General features: G+C 49.6%; 15 protein-coding genes and 4 tRNA genes. 9 read left to right on the forward strand and 10 right to left on the reverse strand.

Features of this window, described 5'->3' with window-relative positions; genetic code table 11:
- Positions 1 to 6: 6 nt before the first annotated feature.
- Positions 7 to 2,517 (reverse strand): endonuclease MutS2, encoded by a 2,511-nt coding sequence (locus OIM59_RS02120; RefSeq protein WP_299174102.1) that lies wholly within the window; start codon positions 2,515 to 2,517, stop codon positions 7 to 9.
- A gap of 147 nt (positions 2,518 to 2,664) precedes the next feature.
- Between OIM59_RS02120 and OIM59_RS02125 the strand changes: the two genes are divergently transcribed.
- Both OIM59_RS02125 and OIM59_RS02130 read left to right on the forward strand, forming a co-directional pair.
- A tRNA-Ser gene (locus OIM59_RS02125) sits at positions 2,665 to 2,749 on the forward strand.
- Between the two features lie 156 nt (positions 2,750 to 2,905).
- Positions 2,906 to 4,966, forward strand: a complete 2,061-nt coding sequence (locus tag OIM59_RS02130) for a beta-N-acetylhexosaminidase (protein WP_299174100.1) — start codon at positions 2,906 to 2,908, stop codon at positions 4,964 to 4,966.
- A gap of 7 nt (positions 4,967 to 4,973) precedes the next feature.
- Here OIM59_RS02130 and OIM59_RS02135 read toward each other — a convergent pair whose 3' ends face one another.
- The 5 genes from OIM59_RS02135 to OIM59_RS02155 form a co-directional block, all read right to left on the reverse strand.
- Positions 4,974 to 6,020 carry a carbohydrate porin gene (locus OIM59_RS02135; RefSeq protein WP_299174097.1) on the reverse strand — a complete coding sequence of 349 codons (1,047 nt, stop codon included), beginning with the start codon at positions 6,018 to 6,020 and terminating at the stop codon, positions 4,974 to 4,976.
- Positions 6,017 to 8,668, reverse strand: coding sequence for a magnesium-translocating P-type ATPase (gene mgtA, locus OIM59_RS02140; protein WP_303898144.1), 2,652 nt, complete (start codon positions 8,666 to 8,668; stop codon positions 6,017 to 6,019). The genes OIM59_RS02135 and mgtA overlap by 4 nt, the downstream gene beginning before the upstream one ends.
- Before the next feature lie 175 nt (positions 8,669 to 8,843).
- Entirely contained in the window at positions 8,844 to 10,214 is a 1,371-nt protein-coding gene (locus tag OIM59_RS02145; RefSeq protein ID WP_303894593.1) for a HAMP domain-containing sensor histidine kinase, read from the reverse strand.
- The gene (locus OIM59_RS02150) at positions 10,211 to 10,906 is read right to left on the reverse strand and encodes a response regulator transcription factor (protein ID WP_303894596.1); all 696 of its coding nucleotides are present in this window, start codon (positions 10,904 to 10,906) and stop codon (positions 10,211 to 10,213) included. The genes OIM59_RS02145 and OIM59_RS02150 overlap by 4 nt, the downstream gene beginning before the upstream one ends.
- An 81-nt stretch (positions 10,907 to 10,987) precedes the next feature.
- Positions 10,988 to 11,061 (reverse strand) — tRNA-Ala (locus OIM59_RS02155).
- Between the two features lie 119 nt (positions 11,062 to 11,180).
- On the opposite strand from OIM59_RS02155, the gene OIM59_RS02160 reads away from it, so the two are divergent.
- The 4 genes from OIM59_RS02160 (at position 11,181) to OIM59_RS02175 (ending at position 15,299) form a co-directional block, all read left to right on the forward strand.
- On the forward strand, positions 11,181 to 11,675 hold the full coding sequence (locus tag OIM59_RS02160) for a GNAT family N-acetyltransferase (RefSeq protein WP_303894599.1): 495 nt from the start codon (positions 11,181 to 11,183) through the stop codon (positions 11,673 to 11,675).
- A gap of 133 nt (positions 11,676 to 11,808) precedes the next feature.
- The gene (locus OIM59_RS02165; protein ID WP_303894602.1) at positions 11,809 to 14,256 is read left to right on the forward strand and encodes an FAD-dependent oxidoreductase; all 2,448 of its coding nucleotides are present in this window, start codon (positions 11,809 to 11,811) and stop codon (positions 14,254 to 14,256) included.
- A gap of 3 nt (positions 14,257 to 14,259) precedes the next feature.
- Positions 14,260 to 14,649 carry a MarR family winged helix-turn-helix transcriptional regulator gene (locus tag OIM59_RS02170; protein ID WP_072541881.1) on the forward strand — a complete coding sequence of 130 codons (390 nt, stop codon included), beginning with the start codon at positions 14,260 to 14,262 and terminating at the stop codon, positions 14,647 to 14,649.
- Positions 14,650 to 14,663: 14 nt separating this feature from the next.
- The gene (locus tag OIM59_RS02175; RefSeq protein ID WP_303894607.1) at positions 14,664 to 15,299 is read left to right on the forward strand and encodes an epoxyqueuosine reductase QueH; all 636 of its coding nucleotides are present in this window, start codon (positions 14,664 to 14,666) and stop codon (positions 15,297 to 15,299) included.
- Here OIM59_RS02175 and OIM59_RS02180 read toward each other — a convergent pair.
- Positions 15,256 to 15,921 (reverse strand): hypothetical protein, encoded by a 666-nt coding sequence (locus OIM59_RS02180; RefSeq protein ID WP_072543899.1) that lies wholly within the window; start codon positions 15,919 to 15,921, stop codon positions 15,256 to 15,258. The two genes, OIM59_RS02175 and OIM59_RS02180, sit on opposite strands and share 44 nt — an antisense overlap.
- Before the next feature lie 175 nt (positions 15,922 to 16,096).
- On the opposite strand from OIM59_RS02180, the gene OIM59_RS02185 reads away from it, so the two are divergent.
- Genes OIM59_RS02185 through OIM59_RS02195 form a run of 3 tightly spaced genes read left to right on the forward strand, consistent with a single transcriptional unit; the run spans position 16,097 to position 17,936 of the window.
- Positions 16,097 to 16,648: a DUF4251 domain-containing protein gene (locus OIM59_RS02185; protein ID WP_303894610.1), complete on the forward strand. Its 552-nt coding sequence runs from the start codon at positions 16,097 to 16,099 to the stop codon at positions 16,646 to 16,648.
- A gap of 16 nt (positions 16,649 to 16,664) precedes the next feature.
- Entirely contained in the window at positions 16,665 to 17,288 is a 624-nt protein-coding gene (locus OIM59_RS02190; RefSeq protein WP_072541883.1) for a DUF4136 domain-containing protein, read from the forward strand.
- 21 nt (positions 17,289 to 17,309) lie between these two features.
- Entirely contained in the window at positions 17,310 to 17,936 is a 627-nt protein-coding gene (locus OIM59_RS02195; RefSeq protein ID WP_303894613.1) for an outer membrane beta-barrel protein, read from the forward strand.
- 141 nt (positions 17,937 to 18,077) lie between these two features.
- Here the strand turns inward: OIM59_RS02195 and OIM59_RS02200 are convergent.
- The 3 genes from OIM59_RS02200 to OIM59_RS02210 all read right to left on the reverse strand — a co-directional run bounded on the left by OIM59_RS02200 (position 18,078) and on the right by OIM59_RS02210 (position 20,565).
- A tRNA-Glu gene (locus OIM59_RS02200) sits at positions 18,078 to 18,149 on the reverse strand.
- 43 nt (positions 18,150 to 18,192) lie between these two features.
- Positions 18,193 to 18,264 (reverse strand) — tRNA-Glu (locus OIM59_RS02205).
- Between the two features lie 303 nt (positions 18,265 to 18,567).
- Positions 18,568 to 20,565 carry a fructose-1,6-bisphosphatase gene (locus tag OIM59_RS02210; RefSeq protein ID WP_303894615.1) on the reverse strand — a complete coding sequence of 666 codons (1,998 nt, stop codon included), beginning with the start codon at positions 20,563 to 20,565 and terminating at the stop codon, positions 18,568 to 18,570.
- Positions 20,566 to 20,581: the final 16 nt, after the last annotated feature.

Genomic DNA, 20,581 nt, shown 5'->3' on the forward strand with positions numbered 1-20,581 from the left:
TTCGGGTTATTTTAAATCGACCACGGTGATGCCGGCTCCTCCGAATTGTACGTGCTCGTCCTGAAAATGGGCAACCCCCGGTACGGTGGCCAGGTACTGGCGGATGAGGGTACGCAGAATGCCGCTTCCGGTACCGTGAAGGATACGTACACGGCTGACTCCCACCAGAATGGCGTCGTCGATGAAATAAGTGACGGCCTGGATGGCTTCATCCCCTCTCATTCCTCTGACGTCGAGATCCTGCTTGAAGTTCAGTTTCTTTTCGTACATCCGGTCTTGCGTCTCGCTGCTCACAAAAGTCGTCTTGTTGGAAAGGGGAGCGGCTTTCGGGGCATCGGCCCGTTCCAGCCGTTCGGTTTTGACATTGGTTTTCATCAGGCCGAACATAACTACGGCATTCTTTCCGTTGACGTCCATCACCTGTCCCACACTGGTCTGTCCCTTGATGCGGACATAGTCGCCGGCTTCTATCGGGCGGACTTTAGGTACAGGCTGAGGCTCGGAGGCTTTCTGCTGCTGTCGGGCCTTCTTGTCTTTTTTCCGTTCCTGCTTTTCACGGAGCTGCTCCATCTTGCGGGCGATTTTTTCTTCCATGGCCGCTTTGTCGAGTTTCTCCACCTGCTCTTTAAAGTCCGTCAGTTCCTGGCGGGCAGTGCGGGTACGTTCTTTCTCGGCCTGTGCTTCCTTGATGGTGCGGATGGTATTTTCAATCTTGGCGTTCGATTCCTGAAGCAGGCGTTCGGCTTCTTCCTTCGCTTTGTTCAGGATTTCTTTCCGGCTCCGTTCCAGTTCGGCTATTTCCTGCTCATAGCGGGCGATGGTGTCTTCCATCTGTTTTTCCCGCTTGCGGATGTTCTGGCGTTTGGTTTCCCAGTAACGCTTGTCGCGTACGATGTCTTGCAGGTATTTGTCGCTCTGGATGTATTCGCTTCCCACAATTTCCGAGGCATCGGCGATGACTTCTTCCGGAAGTCCGATTTTCCGGGCAATTTCCACGGCGAATGAGCTTCCGGGATTCCCAATCTGCAACTGGAAGAGGGCACGCATTTCGTGGCGGTCGTAGAGCATGGCTCCGTTCACCACTCCTTCGTGGTCTTCGGCAAAATGCTTCAGGTTCTGGTAGTGGGTGGTGATGACTCCAAAGGTACCTTTCAGGTTGAAACGCTTCAAGACGGCTTCGGCAATGGCCCCGCCAATCTGCGGTTCCGTTCCTCCTCCGAACTCATCAATCAGGATGAGGCTCTGGCCGTTGCACGATTTCAGCATCACCTTCATGTTGGTCAGGTGGGAAGAGTAGGTACTCAGGTCGTCTTCAATACTCTGCTCGTCGCCGATGTCAATGAAGATATGGCTGAAGATGCCGGCATGGCTTCGTTCGTGCATGGACACCAGCATGCCGCACTGGAGCATGTACTGCAGCAGTCCGACGGTTTTCAGGCAGACGGACTTACCTCCGGCGTTCGGACCGGAAATCAGCAGGATGCGTTTCTCGCGGGTGAGGATAATGTCCAAGGGAACCACTTTCTTGCCGTGCTTGGTCAGCGACATTTGCAGCAGGGGATGTACCGCCTGGAACCAGTCGACAATCTGCTGGTTTTCGAACGAGGGTTTCAGGCCTTTTATCTCGATGCCGAACAGTGCCTTGGCACGGATAAAGTCAATCTCGGCCAGGAATTCGTAGGACTGCAGGATGGCGGGTATCTGCGGACGGACCGTCGCCGAGAAATCGGTCAGGATACGGATAATCTCCCGCCGCTCTTCTCCCTCCAGTTCCCGGATGCGGTTGTTGGCTTCCACCACTTCCGCCGGTTCGATGAACACCGTCTTTCCGGTGGCCGACTCGTCGTGTACGATACCTTTGATTTTCCGTTTCATGCCCGGGGCTACCGGAATGACCAGGCGGCCGTCGCGCATGGTGGGGGTTACATCTTTGTCGACGTATCCTTCCGATTGGGCCGCCCGTAGGATGCTGTTCAGGCTGCGCGAGATACTTCCGGTGGTAGCTGAAAGTTCCCGTCGGATGCGCAACAGTTCTGTGGAGGCATTGTCCTTTATTTTCCCGAACTTGTCGAGAATGCTGTCAATGCGGGCAATCAGTTGTGGAAAGGTCAGGATATCTCCCGCCAGTTCATGTAGTGCCGGATAAGGGGAAGTGGCCGTATCGTCTGCTTCGTCTCCATCAGTCTGCTGGAGAAAGCGTACGATGTCGCGGATGGTTTCCAGCGAGCGGCGCAGGTCGAAGAGTTCCTGCTCGTCCATGTACATACCTTCCATCCGGATACGTTTCAGCGAGGGGCGGACATCGAAGAAGTACTGTGCGGGAAAATCTTCCTCTTCCTGGGTAATCCGTACAAACTCCACCACCTGTTCCAGTCGGCGGTTGATTTCCTGGTAGTCGTCCGAGAAAGCCATTTCGTCTACACGTTCTTCTCCCAATGTGCTTAAACAGCGTGCTTTCAGCAACTGTCGGATTTGGTCGAATCCAATCTTTTGTTCGAAATTATGAGGATATATCATGATTCGTCTGTTTCGTTTTTTCTTGGCTGCAAAGGTACGACAATGAAAAAAAATAATCAAAAAAGGCGGTAAATATTTGCGGATTCCAAAATAATGCCTACCTTTGCATCGCCTTTGAAAAACAAGGCAACTCTTAATCGGAGTTTTGGAGAGGTGGCAGAGTGGTCGATTGCGGCGGTCTTGAAAACCGTTGTACTGCGAGGTACCCGGGGTTCGAATCCCTGTCTCTCCGCGAAGTTTTACTAGTCCTCGTAAAATCAAGGTTTTACGAGGATTTTTTTTGCCCGTTGAAAGCATCGGCTGGAGAAATGTTTTTTCTTATTTGCTTTTTAACGTGGAAATGGTTAACTTTAAAAACATTTGAAAATCCTTATAAAACAATCAACAGATGAAATCCTTGTTATTCCTTTATTTCTTTGTGGCGATGGCGTTTTCGGCCGTGGCTTCTTCTGTATCGGAGAGTTATGTCATTCCTTATCCTCAACAGATGGTGGTGGGTGAAGGTCATTTTGTACTTCAGAAAAATGCTTCTTTTTCATGTAACCTGAAAGGGGCGGATAAGGAAGATTTTGTAAAATATGTCGGTCAGTCTCCTTTTGCATTGACTTATAAAAAGAGGGGAAAGACGGATATTGTGTTTAAATTGCTCAGTCCGAAACAGTCGCAGATGAAGGAGGAAGCCTATCGGTTGGAAGTGACGGAAAAGGGGATTCAAGTGGAGGCCACTTCTGCTTCCGGCTTGTTCTATGCTTTTCAGTCGATAAATCAGTTGGTACAGCCGGCGGGAAACAATATTTTCTTGTTGCCGGAAGTGACCATCGAGGATGCACCGCGTTTCGCATACCGAGGTATGCACTTGGACGTGTCACGTCATTTTTATACCAAAGAATTTGTTAAGAAACAGCTGGATGCATTGGCTCGTTACAAACTGAATCGCTTCCACTGGCATCTGACCGATGGGGCCGGATGGCGGATTGAAATCAAGAAATATCCGGAGTTGACGCGCGAAACGGCTTATCGTCCTTTCCCGGACTGGAAAAGCTGGTGGAACGGTGGACGGACGTATTGCCGGCAGGATGCTCCGGGGGCATCCGGAGGATACTACACGCAGGAAGATGTGAAAGAGATTGTGGAATATGCCCGTCAGCTTCATATTACGGTGATTCCGGAGATTGAGATGCCGGCTCATTCGGAGGAAGTCTTGGCTGCCCTTCCACAGCTGGCCTGCGGAGGTGATTTGAAGCCCGGTGGTGAGTTCTGCCCTGGAAAAGAATTGACTTACACTTTCCTGACCGATGTGTTGAAGGAAGTGATGGCGCTTTTCCCGTCGGAATACATTCATATCGGAGGGGATGAGGCCAGCACGAACCACTGGAAACAATGTCCCGACTGTCAGGCACGGATGAAGGAAGAAGGAATGAAAGAAGAAGGCGAACTGCAGGAGTATCTTGTTTCAAGAATTGAAAAGTTCTTGCGGGAGAACGGCCGCAAGATGATTGGTTGGGACGAAATACTGACGGGCGAGTTGGATGAAACTTCGGCTGTGACCGTGTGGCGCGGAGAAGATAAGGGAGCCGAGTCAGTGAAAAGAGGGCTGCGTACGATTCTGTCGCCGGGTGCCTATTGCTATTTTGACAGTTATCAGGATGCGCCGCGCACACAGCCTGAAGCCATTGGAGGGTATCTTCCGTTGGAAAAGGTATATTCTTATGAGCCTGTAACTCCGGCTTTCCCGGCAGATAAGCTGGATTGCGTGTGGGGAGTTCAAGGAAATGTATGGGCAGAATATTTGTCTACGCCGGAACATACGGAATATATGATTTATCCTCGTTTGCTGGCATTGGCCGAGGTGGCCTGGACCAACCCGGAGCGGAAGGACTGGAAGCGTTTCCATGCAGAGGCTTTGCAGGAAGTGGAAGTGTTGGATTCATTGGGATACCATACTTTTGACTTGAAGAATGAAGTGGGTAACCGTCCGGAGGCACTGAGTGTTGACAACCATCTGGCAAAAGGCAAGAAGGTAGAGTATCTGCGCCCTTATGCGGCAGATTCTTATCCGGCGGGAGGAGACGGAGCTTTGACCAACGGCATCCATGGGGGATGGGTCTATACCGATTTGCGCTGGCAGGGATTCCTTGGAAAAGGAATGGACGCGGTAGTGGATTTGGAAAAATCACTGCCTATCCGCCAGCTTTCCATCGACTTCATGCAGTTGATAGGTCCGGGTGTGTTCCTGCCGCAGAAGGTCAGCTTCCTGGTTTCGGACGACGGAAAGGAATATACGCTGTTGAAGACGATTACGACGACGCTGCCTATTACGGATGAAAAGCTGACTATCCAGAATTATGCATGGGAGGGCACTTGCGAGGCTCGTTACGTGCGGGTACAGGCTGACATCAATCCTGAAGCCGGTGGATTCTTGTTTACCGACGAGATTGTAGTGAAATAATTCTATATCAGAGGGCCGGAAGCACGTACCCGAAGCGCAACAGGCCAATCAGGTAGTGTGCTTCCGGCTGATGAATCAGATGCAAGGTGGGCTGTATGAACCCTTTGCCCAGGCAGGGAATCTTCCAAGTGAATTCACTGGCCCATTCGTGTGAATGGGAGAAACGGGCGTAATCGGTGAATAGTCCGCCTTCTGTTTTTCCACATTGCCATACAAGGCCTGCTCCGGAATAGTGTTTGCATCCTTGGCTGGCGTGCCATTGGGCAGAAACCTGTAAGAGCACTTGCAGGCGGGGAGTGATTGACTGTTCTGCATATCCCCAGATTATTTTCCGGATTTCTTTCTTTTCTTCTTTTGATGCTTGTTCCGTATCTCCTTCTGCATAATTCCGATACATCCCGCTATGTAAAGCAAAGCCCATGTGATAATTGCTGTCATGATGCTGGTAGTTGAATGAGGTGAGACAGAGTATCCCGTCGCGCTTCGGGCAGAAACGGAATACATTTTCTTTTCCTGTAAAGCGATAGGAGGCTTTCCCGTTATACAAAGAAGCTTGCAGGCTCCATTGAGCCTGTTGCAGCTCATAGTGTACCCCCATGGAAGACACCGGATAGTTGGCTATGGGATAATCGGCCGACAAGGTGGGAAAGATGCCGCATGAGCTGTTGGTGAACAGGGCTGTGGCCGGCGAAGTGAAATAGTCTTCGTTTAGGTTACGGATGCCGATGAACAGGCTGGAATTTCCCATTGGCTGCCGGATGCCCAGTATGGCTGCGGCAAGCGGGTGATTGTCTTCTTCGATGTTGGAAAAGGTCTGCAAATCGTTGGCCAAAGACTCGGCTCGGGTTTTGGCCGTGCTGAGGGTGGCTGCTTCAAGGGTGGCAGACGGGCCTAGCGGGGCGGAAAAATCCAACCGTAACAAATTCACCCAGTTGGCTCCTTTCTTGAAATCGCTCTGCAGTTCGGTGGTATAATTAATCAGGAGTTTCTGGGCAAAGCAACGGCAAGGGGATACCGTTGCAATGACCAGTATGTATTTGATAAGTTTTGTCATAACCATTTGGTGAAACGATGGATGTACCAGTTCTTAATCAGTTGTGTCAGTACGCAGTAGGAGAGCAGGATGCCGAACAGCCAGGGGAAATAGCTTGCAGGCAAAGCTTCCAGACCGATGGAGGTCCCAAACGGGGTGAAGGGAATCAGGATGCCAGTAGCCATGATGAGCAGGGTCAGTCCGGTTACCTGCCAGGAGGCACGGCTTTGTATGAACGGCACTTTCCGCGTACGTATCATGTGTACAATCAGTGTTTGCGACAGCAGGCCTTCGATGAACCATCCGGACTGGAAGAGGGTCTGATGCTCCATGCTCTGACAGCTGAAGGCGAACCACATCACTAGATAAGTGACGATGTCGAAGATGGAACTGATGGGACCGATGAAAATCATGAAGCGGCTCAGGTCGGAGGCATCCCATTTCCGGGGTTTCCGGAGGTATTCCGCATCCATCCGGTCGAAGGGGATGGTGGTCTGCGAAATATCATACAGCAGGTTCTGAATCAGCAGATGAATGGGAAGCATGGGCAGGAAGGGCAGGAAAGCACTGGCTGCCATGACACTGAACATGTTGCCGAAATTGGAACTGGCGGTCATCTTGATGTATTTGGTGATGTTGCCGAAGGTCTTTCTTCCTTCCAGTACCCCGTCTTCCAATACCATCAGGCTCTTTTCCAGTAGGATGATGTCGGCACTTTCCTTGGCAATGTCTACGGCTGAGTCGACCGAGATTCCGATGTCCGATTGGCGGAGGGCTGCCGCATCGTTGATACCGTCACCTAGGAAGCCGACGGTATTTTGCTGTGCTTGGAGGAGGGTGATGATTTCCGTTTTCTGCACGGGAGTCAGTTTGGAGAAGACGGTCGTCTCGCGTACTGCTTTCATCTTTTCCTCCTCATTCAAGTCGGCCAGTTGAGGGCCGCTGAGTGCGTTAGTAGTGTTGATACCCACTTGCCGGGCGATGGTACGCACCACGGCATCGTTGTCTCCAGACAAGATTTTGACCTCAATTCCGTGTTCATGCAATTGCTGTATGGCCTTGGCTGCCGATTGCTTGGGTGGGTCCAGAAAGGCCAGATAGCCAATCAGTACCATCTCTTTTTCATCTTCCACACAGAAGTCGCACGCTTTGTCGAGGTAGCTTTTTTGCGCTACGGCAATGACCCGCATGCCTTGCTTGTTCATCTGTTCGATGATACGATGTGCCTTATGTTTCAGGGCTTCCGTCATGGGATGTACCTCTCCGTCGAATTCGGCATGTGAGCAGATGGCCAGCATCTCTTCTACGGCACCTTTGGTGATAATCTGTCGTTTTCCTTGTCGGTCTTCCACCACGACCGACATTCTCCGCCGGGTGAAATCAAACGGTATTTCGTCCACCTTGACATAGTTGTCTTTCAGGTATTCCAATGACAGTTCCTTGACGTGCGACAGGATGGCCTTGTCCATCAGGTTTTTCAATCCGGTCTGGAAGAAGCTGTTGAAATAGGCATGACGCAGAATACGGCGGCTTTCATCGCTGCTTCCGTCGGCATTGATGTATTTTTCCAATACAATCTGGTCGCAGGTGAGGGTACCGGTTTTGTCGGTACAGAGAATGTTCATGGCCCCGAAGTTCTGAATGGCATTCAAGTCTTTTACGATGGTTTTCTTCTTGGACATGGCTACGGCTCCTTTGGCAAGGTTGGCCGTCACAATCATCGGAAGCATTTCCGGCGTGAGGCCCACGGCTACCGATACGGCAAAGATAAAAGCTTCCAGCCAGTCGCTTTTGGTCACTCCGTTGACCAGAAACACGAAGGGAATCATGATGAGCATGAAGCGTATGAGCAGGAAGCTGACTTTGCTGATTCCTTTGTCGAAGGCGGTGGCGGCACGGTGTCCGGCAATGCTGCGGGCGATGGTGCCCAGGTAAGTGTCGTTTCCGGTGGCAATGACAATGCCGGTGGCCGAACCGCTGACTACGTTGGAGCCCATGAAACAGATGTTTTCCAGTTCTATGACACTGCCTTTGCGGTGTTTGTTCGCATTTGTTTCCGGGCGCTTTTCAATCGGGTCCGATTCTCCTGTCAAGGATGACTGGCTGACAAACAGGTCTTTTGCTTCGATAATACGGAGGTCGGCTGGTATCATGTCGCCAGCGGCAATCATGACGATATCCCCCGGTACCAGTTCTGTGATGTTGATTTCTTCATCGTGCTGGCCGGCACGTCTCACATAGCAGGTATTCGTGACCATCTTGAGCAAAGCCTCGCTCGAAGCGTTGGCTTTCCATTCCTGACAGAAGCGGAGGATGGTACTGGCAATCACCATCGTCAGAATAATGAAGATGGCCGTCCAATCCTGTTCTCCGGGGTTGGCTAGCAGGACATCGAGTACGAAAGAAATGACCACCAGCACGGTCAGTACGCCGATGAAAGGGTTGATGAAGGCCTTGATGAAGGTGGAAACCGGATTCTTCTTCTGTTCGTGTGCTACCTCATTCGTTCCATAGATGGACTGCCGGTTCTCGATTTCTTCGGATGTCAGTCCGTTTTTGCTGGTCTGAAAATAATTGCATACGGTGTTGAGAGGCTGGGTAGCTGCCAAAAATACCTTTTCAGCATTGAATGTGCTTGTTTCCTTACTTTTTCTTCTTTTCCACATAATACCTGAATTCATAGGGTGATTACTCTGTTTCCTTTTCGCACGGCAAAAGTAAGCGATACTGCTGGCAGGGCCTGTTAGAGGATAATTAGAGTGGTATTAGAAAACTATTAGAATCCTGCCGGTTGTTTCCGGCCGTCTTTCTGATAGTGTGGTGTGAAAGCTGAATAAGAGACTTTTAGATATGAGGCAGCTCAATGGTGAAGGTTGTGCCTTCTCCTTGTTTGGAATGTACGGCAAGATGTCCTTGGTGAAGCCCGATAATCTTTTGGGCAAGTGCCATGCCGATGCCGTGTCCTTCTGTCTGCTTGTCTTGTTCCCCTCGGTAGAATAAGGTGAAAATCTGCTCTTTTTCTTTGTCCGATATGCCAATCCCATTGTCGGACAAGCGGATAATCGCCCATTTGTCCCAATAGGAGATTTGGACGAAGGAGGATTTGTTTTCCGAATACTTGCAGTTGTTTTCAATCAGGTTGGCAAAGGCGATGTTCAGTAGGTAGGAGTTGCCCATGACGGTAATCATCCGGTCGTCTTCGGCATCTTCCTGTTCGAAAATCAGTTCGATCTGGTATTCCGGGTGGGCCCGCAGAATGAGTTCCCGGGTGTCAAGCAGCAGTTCGTCGAGCCGGATTTCGTGCATCTTGATTTGCTCTTTCTGGTAATCCGCCTTGGCCAGATTGAGGAGTCCGTCAATCAGTTTGGTCATGCGTCGTGCATCCTGTAATACGTTTTGCATGGCTTGGCGGTATTGCGCTTCTGTCCGTTCCTTTTGCAAGGCTAAATCCAGTTCGGCCATCAGGGCAGCCAACGGCGTTCTCATCTCGTGGGATACGTTGCTGACAAACATCTTTTGTGCGTTGAATGAAATTTCCAGTCGTTCCAGCAAGTCATTAAAGGCCAGACTCAGTTCTCCGAGTTCGTCTTTCTCGTTTCTCACCGGTAATCGCCGGTCAATATGGGAAGCCGTGATATTCTCCACTTCCCTTACGATTTCCCGAATAGGCTTCAAGGAAGCCCGTACCAGGAAATAACAGGTCACGAACAAGAGCAGCAGTCCGAAGAGAAACAGAATGATTAAGGTCTTCTGAAGTTCCAGCAGGTTGGTATGGCCGTAACCGTCGTAAGCTGCGGCGGTCACAATGTAGTCCTTTCCTTGAAAGGGATAGACCATCCCGATGGCCTGGTACTTTCCGATGTGGAATTCTATTTCTTTTTCGTGAAGAATACGAGTGAGCATTTCCGGACTTTCCTTGATAATGTCATTCTCGACGGCATCGCGGTAAAGCATGCGGAAGTCGGGGGTATAGACTGCCACTTCCACTTCATTGATAAACTCTTTGTTGTTCAGATAGATGGACTGCATGATGCGGGCATCTACCTGGTCTTGCAGGAAAAGGTGTGCTTTGGTCACAGCCTCACTTTTCAGGTTGTGGAAGAAAGTGTTGCTCCGGATGTGTTCGCTGACCAGGTAAATCAGGCTCATGCACAACAGAAATACCACGGCTATGACTCCGGTATTTTTGAGTGTCAGGGTGGTCTTTATCTTCATGGCTTTTCGTCGGTAAGAATAAATCCGATTCCGGGTTTGGTGTGAATCAGTTTGGTGTCGAAGTCTTTGTCTATTTTCTTGCGCAGGTAATTGATGTATACATCGATGAAATTGGTACCGGTATCAAAGTGGGTATTCCATACCTTTTCGGCTATTTCCACCCGGCTGATGACTCTTTCCGGATGCTGTACCATATAGGTCAGTAGGTTGTATTCTTTGGGGGAGAGACGGATAGGAATGCCTTGGCGGGTAACTACCCTGCGGCTGGTGTCCACTTGCAGGTCCTTGTAATTCAGTTTGTCGGAAGGAGAAACCGGATTCTCCGCTTCATTTTTCCGCTTCAGCAGAACTTTTATGCGGGCATTCAGTTCCCTGAAATCGAAAGGTTTGACCATGTAATCATCTGCTCCGGCATCAAATCCGTCCAGCTTATCATCCGTGGAGCCGAGGGCCGTCAGCATTAGGATGGGAATCTGTGCATTGAGTTTGCGTATTTCCTTGCAAAGCTCGAATCCGTTCAGTTTGGGGAGGATGATATCCGAAATGACCAGTTGGAAAGCATGTGACTGAAAAAGTCGAAGTCCCATGGCACCGTCGTATGCCACGAAGGTGGTATAACCGTTTTCTTCCAATCCGGTTTTCAGAAGGTCGGCCACCCTTTTATCGTCTTCTATGATTAAAATGCTGTACATAATAATGTGTGGATGAATAAGGGAGCAAGGTTTGTTTATAGATTATCAGGGGAAAGCTCCCACGGGGTGGGAAAAGAAAAGTGGAGCATACAGGACTCGAACCTGCCACCTTTTGACTGCCAGTCAAACGCTCTAGCCAGATGAGCTAATGCCCCATTATTGCTTGAAAGCGTGACAAAGGTACAATAATATTTTAAAAAACCAAGCATATTCGTCCGGAAAACGAAAGAAAACATTAGTTTTGTGTCGATTTATGTCGAAAAAAAGGAGATTTATGGATTTGCAAATACGCAAGGCCTCACTGGCAGACTTGGATCGTTTGATGGAAATATTTGAAGAAGCCCGTCGTTTTATGTGTCGTACGGGAAACCCGAATCAGTGGATTAACGGTTATCCGCAGCGTGAACTGATACAGAAAGAAATAGAGGACGCTCATTGTTACGTGTGTGTCACCAAGGAGGGGAAGACGGTGGCCACTTTCTGTTTCATTCAAGGTCCCGACCCTACGTATGCTCATATTGAGGAAGGGGAATGGAAAGACGATTCTCCTTATTATGTGATTCATCGCTTGGCTTCCGACGGTTCTTGTCACGGTATCGGGAAACTGTGTATCGACTGGTGTTTCAGCCAATGGCCTTGCTTGCGGGTGGATACACATGCCGATAACAGGGTGATGCAGAATCTGGTTCAATCAATGGGCTTTGTGTATTGCGGTATTATCTATGTAAGCAACGGTACTCCTCGCTTGGCTTACCAGAAACTGGCGTGAGAATTTTCCTACATTCTCTTAATAATCCTTAATTGAAAAATATTTTCCATTGGAAATTTATTCTTTTCTCGATTATTTCTTTTCTTTGCAAATAGTTTCCAATAGAAAATAATAACAAAGAAAAGAAATAGCTATGAAGTACGTCATTGTAGGTGGGGTAGCAGGTGGAGCCACTGCAGCTGCCCGTATTCGGAGAAACACGGAAAAGGCCGAAATTATTTTGTTTGAACGCGGGGAATACATCTCTTATGCCAATTGTGGTTTACCTTATTATATAGGTGGGGTGATTCAAGACCGTAACCGTTTGTTTGTGCAGACTCCTGAAGCCTTTTCCGCACGTTTTCATATCGATGTGCGGGTACGCTCGGAAGTGATGGCTATCGATACAGCCCGCAAGGAAGTGAAAGTGCGCACTTCGGAAGGGAAGGAGTACACAGAAACCTATGATAAACTGTTGCTTTCTCCGGGAGCTTCTCCGGTTCGTCCTCCTTTGCCCGGAATTGATAGTGAAGGAATCTTTACTCTGCGGAATGTGGCAGATACCGACCGTATCAAGAACTACATGCAGGGCCATGAGGTGAAGAAAGCCGTCATCGTAGGAGGTGGTTTCATCGGACTGGAGATGGCCGAGAACTTGCATCATGCAGGGATAGAGGTAGCCGTGGTGGAGATGGCCGACCAGGTGATGGGACCGGTGGATTTCTCCATGGCGGCTTTGGTACACACTCATCTGCAGCAGAAAGGTGTCAAACTGTACTTGAAGCAGGCGGTAGAAGCCTTTGAAAAAACAGCGTCCGGGGTGAAGGTGAAGTTCCAGTCGGGTTTGCAGGCTGAGGCACAGCTGGTGATTCTTTCCATCGGTGTACGGGCAGAGACTCGTCTGGCCGTGGAAGCCGGATTGAAGTTGGGTGAAATGAAGGGTATCTACGTGAATGAATACTTGCAGACTTCCGATGAGTCAGTTTATGCCGTAGGCGATGCCATTGAATATCCGCATCCGATTACGGGCAAGCCTTGGTTGAATTTTCTGGCAGGGCCGGCCAACCGTCAGGCACGTATCGTAGCCGATAACATGACGTTTGGCAATAAAGTGAAATACGAGGGCTCCATTGGTACGGCCATTGCCAAGGTGTTCGATTTGACCGTGGCTTCTACCGGACTTCCCGCCAAACGTTTGAAGGCGTTCGGCATTCCGTACTTGTCGGCTACCATCCACTCCGGTTCTCATGCCGGATACTATCCGGGAGCTTTGCAGATGGATATCAAGATCACCTTCTCTCCGGAAGACGGACGGTTGTACGGGGCACAGATTGTGGGATACAATGGTGTGGACAAACGCATTGATGAATATGCGCTGGTCATCAAGCAGAAAGGTTCGGTTTATGATTTGATGCAACTGGAACATGCCTATGCACCTCCTTTCTCTTCTGCCAAAGATCCGGTAGCCGTGTCGGGCTATGTGGCCGGAAATATCTTGAGCGGCAAGATGACTCCACTCTACTGGAGAGAATTGCAACAGGCCGATTTGACGAAGGTGACCTTGGTCGATGTCCGCACGAAAGACGAGTATGAACTGGGACACATTGCCGGAGCGGTCAATGTACCTTTGGATGAGATGCGTCAGCGGATGAAGGAAATCCCGTCGGACAAGCCGGTGTTCCTGTATTGTGGCGTGGGACTGCGGGGATATCTGGCATCCAATATTCTGAAAGATAATGGTTACAAGGATGTGCGTAACCTGATTGGCGGTATCAAGACCTACAATGCGGCAGTTACTCCGGTCTGTCAGCCGGATGAGGCATGCGAGGTGGTCTGCACTTGTGACACGGCCGAAGGAACCACGGATTGCAAGAAGGTACATGTGGTAGATGCTTGCGGCATCCAGTGTCCGGGCCCGATTTTGCGGTTGAAGAAGGGGATGGAGGAACTGAAAGCTGGGGAGCAGATGGAAATTCATGCTACGGATGCGGGTTTTCCTCGCGATGCCGAGGCGTGGTGCCGTACCACCGGGAATCGTTTCCTGTCTTCGAAGTCGGAAGGAGGAATCTATAAAGTGCAGGTAGAGAAGGCCACGGCCTGTGCCATGGAGGCTGTCCGCCGGGCACCGGAAGAGAAGGGAAAAACTTTCATTCTTTTCAGCGATGACCTTGACAAAACTTTGGCTACCTTTGTGCTGGCTAACGGCGCGGCGGCTACCGGAAAGAAAGTGACCATTTTCTTTACCTTCTGGGGACTGAATGCCATCAAGAAGGAACGGAAGCCGGCAGTGCGGAAAGACATTTTTGGAAAAATGTTCGGCATGATGCTTCCCTCCAGTTCACGGAAACTGAAGCTTTCGAAGATGAACATGGGCGGCATGGGTTCGAAGATGATGCGTTACATCATGCAGAAGAAAGGCATCGATTCCTTGGAGTCGCTTCGTCAGCAGGCCATTGACAACGGAGTAGAGTTTATTGCCTGCCAGATGTCGATGGACGTGATGGGCGTCAAGAAAGAAGAGCTGCTGGACAACGTGACCATTGGTGGGGTAGCCACTTATATGGACCGTGCCGAAGAAGCCAATGTCAATCTGTTTATTTAACGTATGGAAAAAATAAAATGTATCTGTGTGATGAGAGAGCTCTTCCGGGCTCTCTCTGATCTTGAGTCGCACTTGCTGCAGGCGCATGGGGTGTCTTTGAACGAGGCCATGGTGCTGTGTGCCATCGGCAAGGAGCAGGTGGCAGCCCGCACGATTGTAGAACGTACCGGACTGACCCCTTCGCATGCTTCAAAGGTAATTCGGGCGGTGGAAGAACGTAACCTGCTGGTGCGTACCCTGGGTGAGAAGGACAAGCGGGAGATGTATTTTTCGTTGACCGATGAGGCGTTCTGTTGCCTGAAAGGCATACGCGACGAAGGAGTGGAGGTGCCGGAAATCCTGCAACCGTTATTTGCGGCCTATACGGACGAATCGTCTGAATCGTGTGCATAAAAAGGGAGGAAGCGATGAAAAAGAAAAAGTTTGAACTGGAAGTACCCGGTGGGGCAGACAAGGTGTTGCTGCATACTTGCTGTGCACCTTGTTCATCGGCCATTATTGAATGCCTGATGCAGCATGGGGTGCGTCCTACCATTTATTATTGCAATCCGAACATCTATCCGCTGGAGGAATATACCATCCGCAAGGACGAATGTACCCGTTATGCCCAGTCGCTGGGGCTGGAGATTGTGGATGCGGACTATGACCACGAAGCCTGGCGCTGTACGGTGACCGGACTGGAAAATGAGCCAGAGCGTGGAGGCCGCTGTCTGAAATGTTTCAAGATGCGTTTGGCCGATACGGCCCGTTATGCCCATGAACACGGCTTTTCGGTGATAACCACTACGCTGGCTTCCTCGCGCTGGAAAAGTCTGGACCAGATAAACGAAGCCGGACGTTGGGCTGTGGCTTCCTATCCGGATGTCACGTGGTGGGAACAGAATTGGCGCAAGGGAGGACTCAGTGAGCGCCGCATCGCCATTATCAAGGAATATAATTTCTACAACCAGCAGTATTGCGGTTGTGAGTTCAGCATGCGCAAGCTCGATGAATCGTCTGCTACTCCTTCTTGTTCTCTTCCTCTCCCTTCTTCGTCTCAATAGGCATGGTGTTTTCCTTGTAGGCGGAGAAGCCTTTCACTTTCACGCGCTCCTTCTTTTCCTCCTCATTGATGGCAGCCTGCCCCAGCTGGTTCATGTTGTCCTTGATTACATTGTGCATGTCGAAAAAATAGTCGAGCAGCATTTTCATGTGTTCTTCCAGCTCTCCTTCGTTGGGCGAGAAGAAAGTGTGGCAGCGCGAGTGCAGTCCGATGGTCTTTTCGTCTTCATCGGCCATATATACTGTAGTGACCAGTGAGTTTACGTTGGCCAGGTTGATGATTTCTTTCAGATAAGGCAGGGCTTCATTGTCGGCATTGATGGAGCCCCACCAAGGATTCCATATCATGATGAAGCGGTTTTCTTCTTCGGCGGCGATGTAGAAATCGTCTCCCTGGTATTGGAAGGTGATGTGATTTTCCTCATTTACTTTCGGCTGGCAGCCAATTTTCTTCAGTACGCTGATGACGAGGTCTTTTGTGGTGATTTCGTCCAGTTCGTCCTTCGTCATTCTCTCGATATGTTCCAGCTGTTTGCGACGTTCGCGCCAGAAACGCAAGATGAACAGCACGATGGGCCAGAGGGCCAATGCAATGACAGCAATCAATAGGGTAATTTCGCTGATGTGTGTCATAGTTCTTTTTTTTAAGGTTGGCTGATATATTATTCCTTTATATATTCTAAAGATAATAATTTTATTTGAAAATCGGGAAATACGTTATACTTTTTTAAACAGGTTTTGTGCAGCAAACAGGCGATATGTTTGTTTATTAGATGTAAACTTTTAAAGTAACAGACTTATGAAAAAAATGGTATCTATTTTGATATGTGCTCTGGCCTTAATGGCTGGACATATCCAGGCTCAGGAAGTTGAATTGACGAAGGCTGAAAAGAAAGCGCTTCAGGAAAAAATGGACAGTATCCAGCATGCGGAGGCAGTGGAGGCTGTCAATGCAAAGAAATTTACTCTTGAAGCAGACCGGGTGGTATTCAAGTACGGGCAGACGGCTTACGTGACTTCGAACACCAACTTTGTATCGGTGGATGGAGAGAATGCCGTGGTACAGGTGGCTTTCAACATTCCGGCTGCAGGTCCTAACGGACTGGGAGGTGTGACAGTCGACGGAACGGTGTCTTCCTATGAGGTGAAAACCGATAAGAAAGGAACGACCTATCTGTCCATGAACGTGATGGGAATCGGCATTTCGGCCCGCCTGGACATCAGCATGCCCAAAGGAACGAACAGTGCCACTGTGACTATCTCGCCGAATTTTAATTCGAACCGCCTGACTTTGACCGGGGTTATACTTCCGTCTTTCAGGAGTTCGGTTTTTAAAGGACGTTCACTCTAAAAATTGAAAATGAATTATGAGGAAAATCTTATTTTTTGCGTGCCTGTTATTGGGATTGTCGGCATGTGAGAAAGATCCTGATATGAACAAGCTCGACGCGAATCTGGTGGTGTACACCGATTATGACAAGGATGCCGACTTTGGTAGTTACAAGACTTATTTCCTGCCCGACAGTATCCTGGAAGCAGGAGGCCATCGTGCCACTTACTGGAAGGATGAAAATGCGAAGGCCATCATTAATGAGGTGGCTGAAGAAATGAACAGCCGGGGATACACTCGTATCCTTGACCCGGAGAAAAAGGATGAAGCCAGTGTAGGCGTACAGCTTTCTTACGTGGCTCAGACCACGCAGGTGATTTCCGGCGGCTACTGGGGAGGCTGGTGGGACTATGGTTTCTGGGGGCCTTGGTCTGGCTGGTACTATCCTTATCCGGTGTCCTATTCCTATAATACGAATACCTTGGTGATGGAAATGGTGAACCTTTCTGCCGGAGCAGACGGAACGGCGAAGAATCTTCCGGTAGTATGGTATGCCAGTGCTTCCGGATTCCAATATAGCGGACAGTTCAATCAGAGGATGTTGCTGAATGCCGTGGTTCAGGCGTTTGAGCAGTCACCTTATATTAAATCGGTCAATTAACTACGAGAGGAGGAATTTCAAATGAAGATGAATGCATGGAAAAGAATCGCGATGGTGGCTCTCATGTGTCTGGGAGTTGCCGTAAAAGGATTTTCGCAATACGATGTCAGTAAGACGACCTTGAAGGTTGACTGGCAGATGAACGCTCCTTTCTCTACGGATTTTGCCGATAAGCTGAGTGGATGGGGAATGAATTTTGAGCTGGGATATGAGCTGACTCCGCGTTGGGAGGTGGGATTGTTTGCTTCTTATCATACCAATCACCAGTACGTGGGGCGTCAGACCTTGTCGTTGTCGCCTACGGAATCATTGACCACCGACCAGCAGCGTTCGGCTTTTCAGATACCGTTTGGAGTGATGGGTGCATACAACCTTTCAACCAATCGCTATGTGAAGCCGTATATCGGGCTGAAGATGGGTACCATGTTTGCCCGTAATACCACGTATTTCGGCAGTGGGGGACTGTACGACAAGTCTTGGGGGTTCTACGTGTCTCCTGAAATTGGTGTGAAGATTTATCCTACAGGAAAGAAGTGGGGATTCCATATAGCTGCCTACTACAGTTATGCGACGAACAAGACTCAGACGCTGACTTGCGATGTGGAAGGACAGAATCAGGTGGGCTTCCGTCTGGGTGTCATCTTCTGACGAAGACTTGCGATGTGACATAAGAATAATTTCATTTACCAATCGGGAAGAGAGGTGCTTGAAGTCGGTCGTGGCTTTGGGTACCTTTCTTTTTTGTGTGCATAAAAAAAGCCGTCTCAACGATGAGACAGCTTTCCGTTGTAGCCCGTGGGGGAATCGAACCCCCCTTTCAAGAATGAAAATCTTGCGTCCTAACCGATAGACGAACGGGCCATCCTTCTGCACCGGAATACCGTGTGCGTTATTTCTTTTTCAGTAGCCCGTGGGGGAATCGAACCCCCCTTTCAAGAATGAAAATCTTGCGTCCTAACCGATAGACGAACGGGCCATCCTGGCTTTGTGTTGAAGTGTTTTTCAATCACGGGTGCAAAGGTACGCATTATTTTTGAATATGCAAGCGTTTTGCGAAAAAAAAGATGCATAATGATGCAAAAAAGTGAAATAGAGACTTTATGTAGGGGGTTGGCAGGGGCATAAAAAAAACGCAAGTGCGTTTTAGGGAAAACACAAGTGCGTTTGAATCAAAACGTAAGTACGTTTCAGGAAAAACGCAAGTGCGTTTTATGGCAAACGTCCTTGCGTTTTTTGAGGGAAATTCTTTTGTGTGGAATATGCTGTAAATCAGCTGAAATCAACTTCCTTTTTCTTTGATGATGCCATTCTGGTAGGCCACCAGCAGTTTCTTCAGGTCTTCAATCTGTACCATCAGTTCGCGTCCCTTGTCGGTGTCCTTCACCATCATGCGCTTGCTGCTCAGTTCTACGATTTGCGTGGTCGACTTGATGTCGAGTCCTTCCTCTATCGCTTTCTGGGTGGAAGTGAACGGTTCATGCTGCACGAGCTGGAAACCACGGGAGTGGTACACCAGTGTATAGCCTGCGATACCCGTTTCCGGCTGGTAGGCTTTGGAGAATCCTCCGTCGATGACCATCAGTTTGCCGTTGGCCTTGATAGGTTTCTCTCCTTTCACGGCTTTCACGGGTACATGTCCGTTGATGATGTGGCGGTGCTCGCCTTCCACTCCAAACTCATCCAGAATCATGTCGCAGATATCTTCCCGGTCACGCAGGGTATAATAGTATCCTTTCACCTCCTTGTGTGTTTCCTTGTCGGTCAGGAAATAACGTTCGAAGGTTGCCATTTTGCTCTTGTCGAAAGCTGGGGAATCTTTTCCGCACCACAGGTACCAGATGAAATCCTTGGCAAAAGCTTTTTCCGGATGGTCGTCTTCTGCAAAATAGGCCGTACGAATCAGTTGTCCTACCCGTTTCAGCAGAGCTTCACCCTTGTATTTGCTGCCCAGTATTTCCACTTCTTTCAAGGTTCCGTCGGCGTTCATCGGCATGGAAGCATGGAAAAGCAGATTGGAGTTGCAGACATTATACATGCATCCGTAGCGGAAGATGCATTTCATGTGCTTGCGCAATTTCTCACTGCCTGTAAAGGAATTGTGCAGTTTCAGCACGATTTCCTCTTCCTCTTCCGTCAGCTGGTACGGGTTTTCCGGGTCGACGGTGGGGAACAGACAGTCGCGCATTTCATAATCTTTTCCGTCGAGCTGGAATACTTTCCGTTTGAAGTCTATGTGATGCAGGAGCAGTCGGTTGTTCATGTCAAACTCCTGATGGCGGAGAATGGCGGCTGCTTCCAGTTTGAACTGTATGATGGTGATGGCCTTGTGCATCTGTGCGATGAGCCGCAAGGTCTTGTCGTTATACGTACTGCTTTCCGGCGCGATTTTAGGGGCAAAATATTGGCACGGGTCGTTGGCGTAGGCTTCCATGGCGAAGGTAGCCAGCGGAAGCAGGTTGATTCCGTAACCGTCTTCCAGCGCCGAGAGATTTCCGTAGCGCATGGCCAGACGGAGCACGTTGGCTATGCAGCAATCGTTGCCGGAGGCGGCTCCCATCCAAAGAATGTCGTGATTGCCCCATTGGATGTCGAAGTTATGATAGTCGCAAAGCGTATCCATGATGATGTGCGGACCGGGACCGCGGTCGAAGATGTCGCCCAGAATGTGTAGGGAGTCAATAGTCAGCCGTTGGATGAGGTTGCACAGGGCAATAATGAAATCGTCGGCACGCCGTGTGTCAATGATGGTACGGATGATGACATTGATGTAGGCCTGCTTGTTGGGGTCCATGGTGCTTTCGTGAAGCAATTCCTGAATGATGTAGGAAAATTCTTCGGGCAGCGCCTTGCGGACTTTCGAACGGGTATATTTGGAGGAAACGTTCTGGCAGACCTTGACCAGCTGGTTCAGGGTGATGACATACCAGTCGACCAGGTCTTTTTCCACCTCCTTGACCAGTTGCAGTTTTTGTTCGGGATAGTAAATCAACGTACAAAGTTCCTTTTTTTCCATTTCCCGGAGGTTGTTGCCGAAAATCTCGTTGACTTTCCGCTTGATGGCTCCCGAGGCATTTCGGAGCACATGCTGAAAGGCCTCATATTCTCCGTGCAGGTCGGCCAGGAAATGCTCTGTGCCTTTGGGCAAGTTGAGAATGGCTTCCAGATTGATGATTTCCGTACTGGCGGCCGCCAGGCTGGGGAAATCGTGGGAGAGGAGTTCCAGATAGCGGATGTCCTCCTGTATCATTTCCGAGGTGATTTGTTTGTAGGTTTCCATGATATCGGATAAAATT

Origin of the sequence: Bacteroides mediterraneensis (genome assembly GCF_025993685.1) — a bacterium.
GTDB classification, from domain to species: domain Bacteria; phylum Bacteroidota; class Bacteroidia; order Bacteroidales; family Bacteroidaceae; genus Phocaeicola; species Phocaeicola mediterraneensis_A.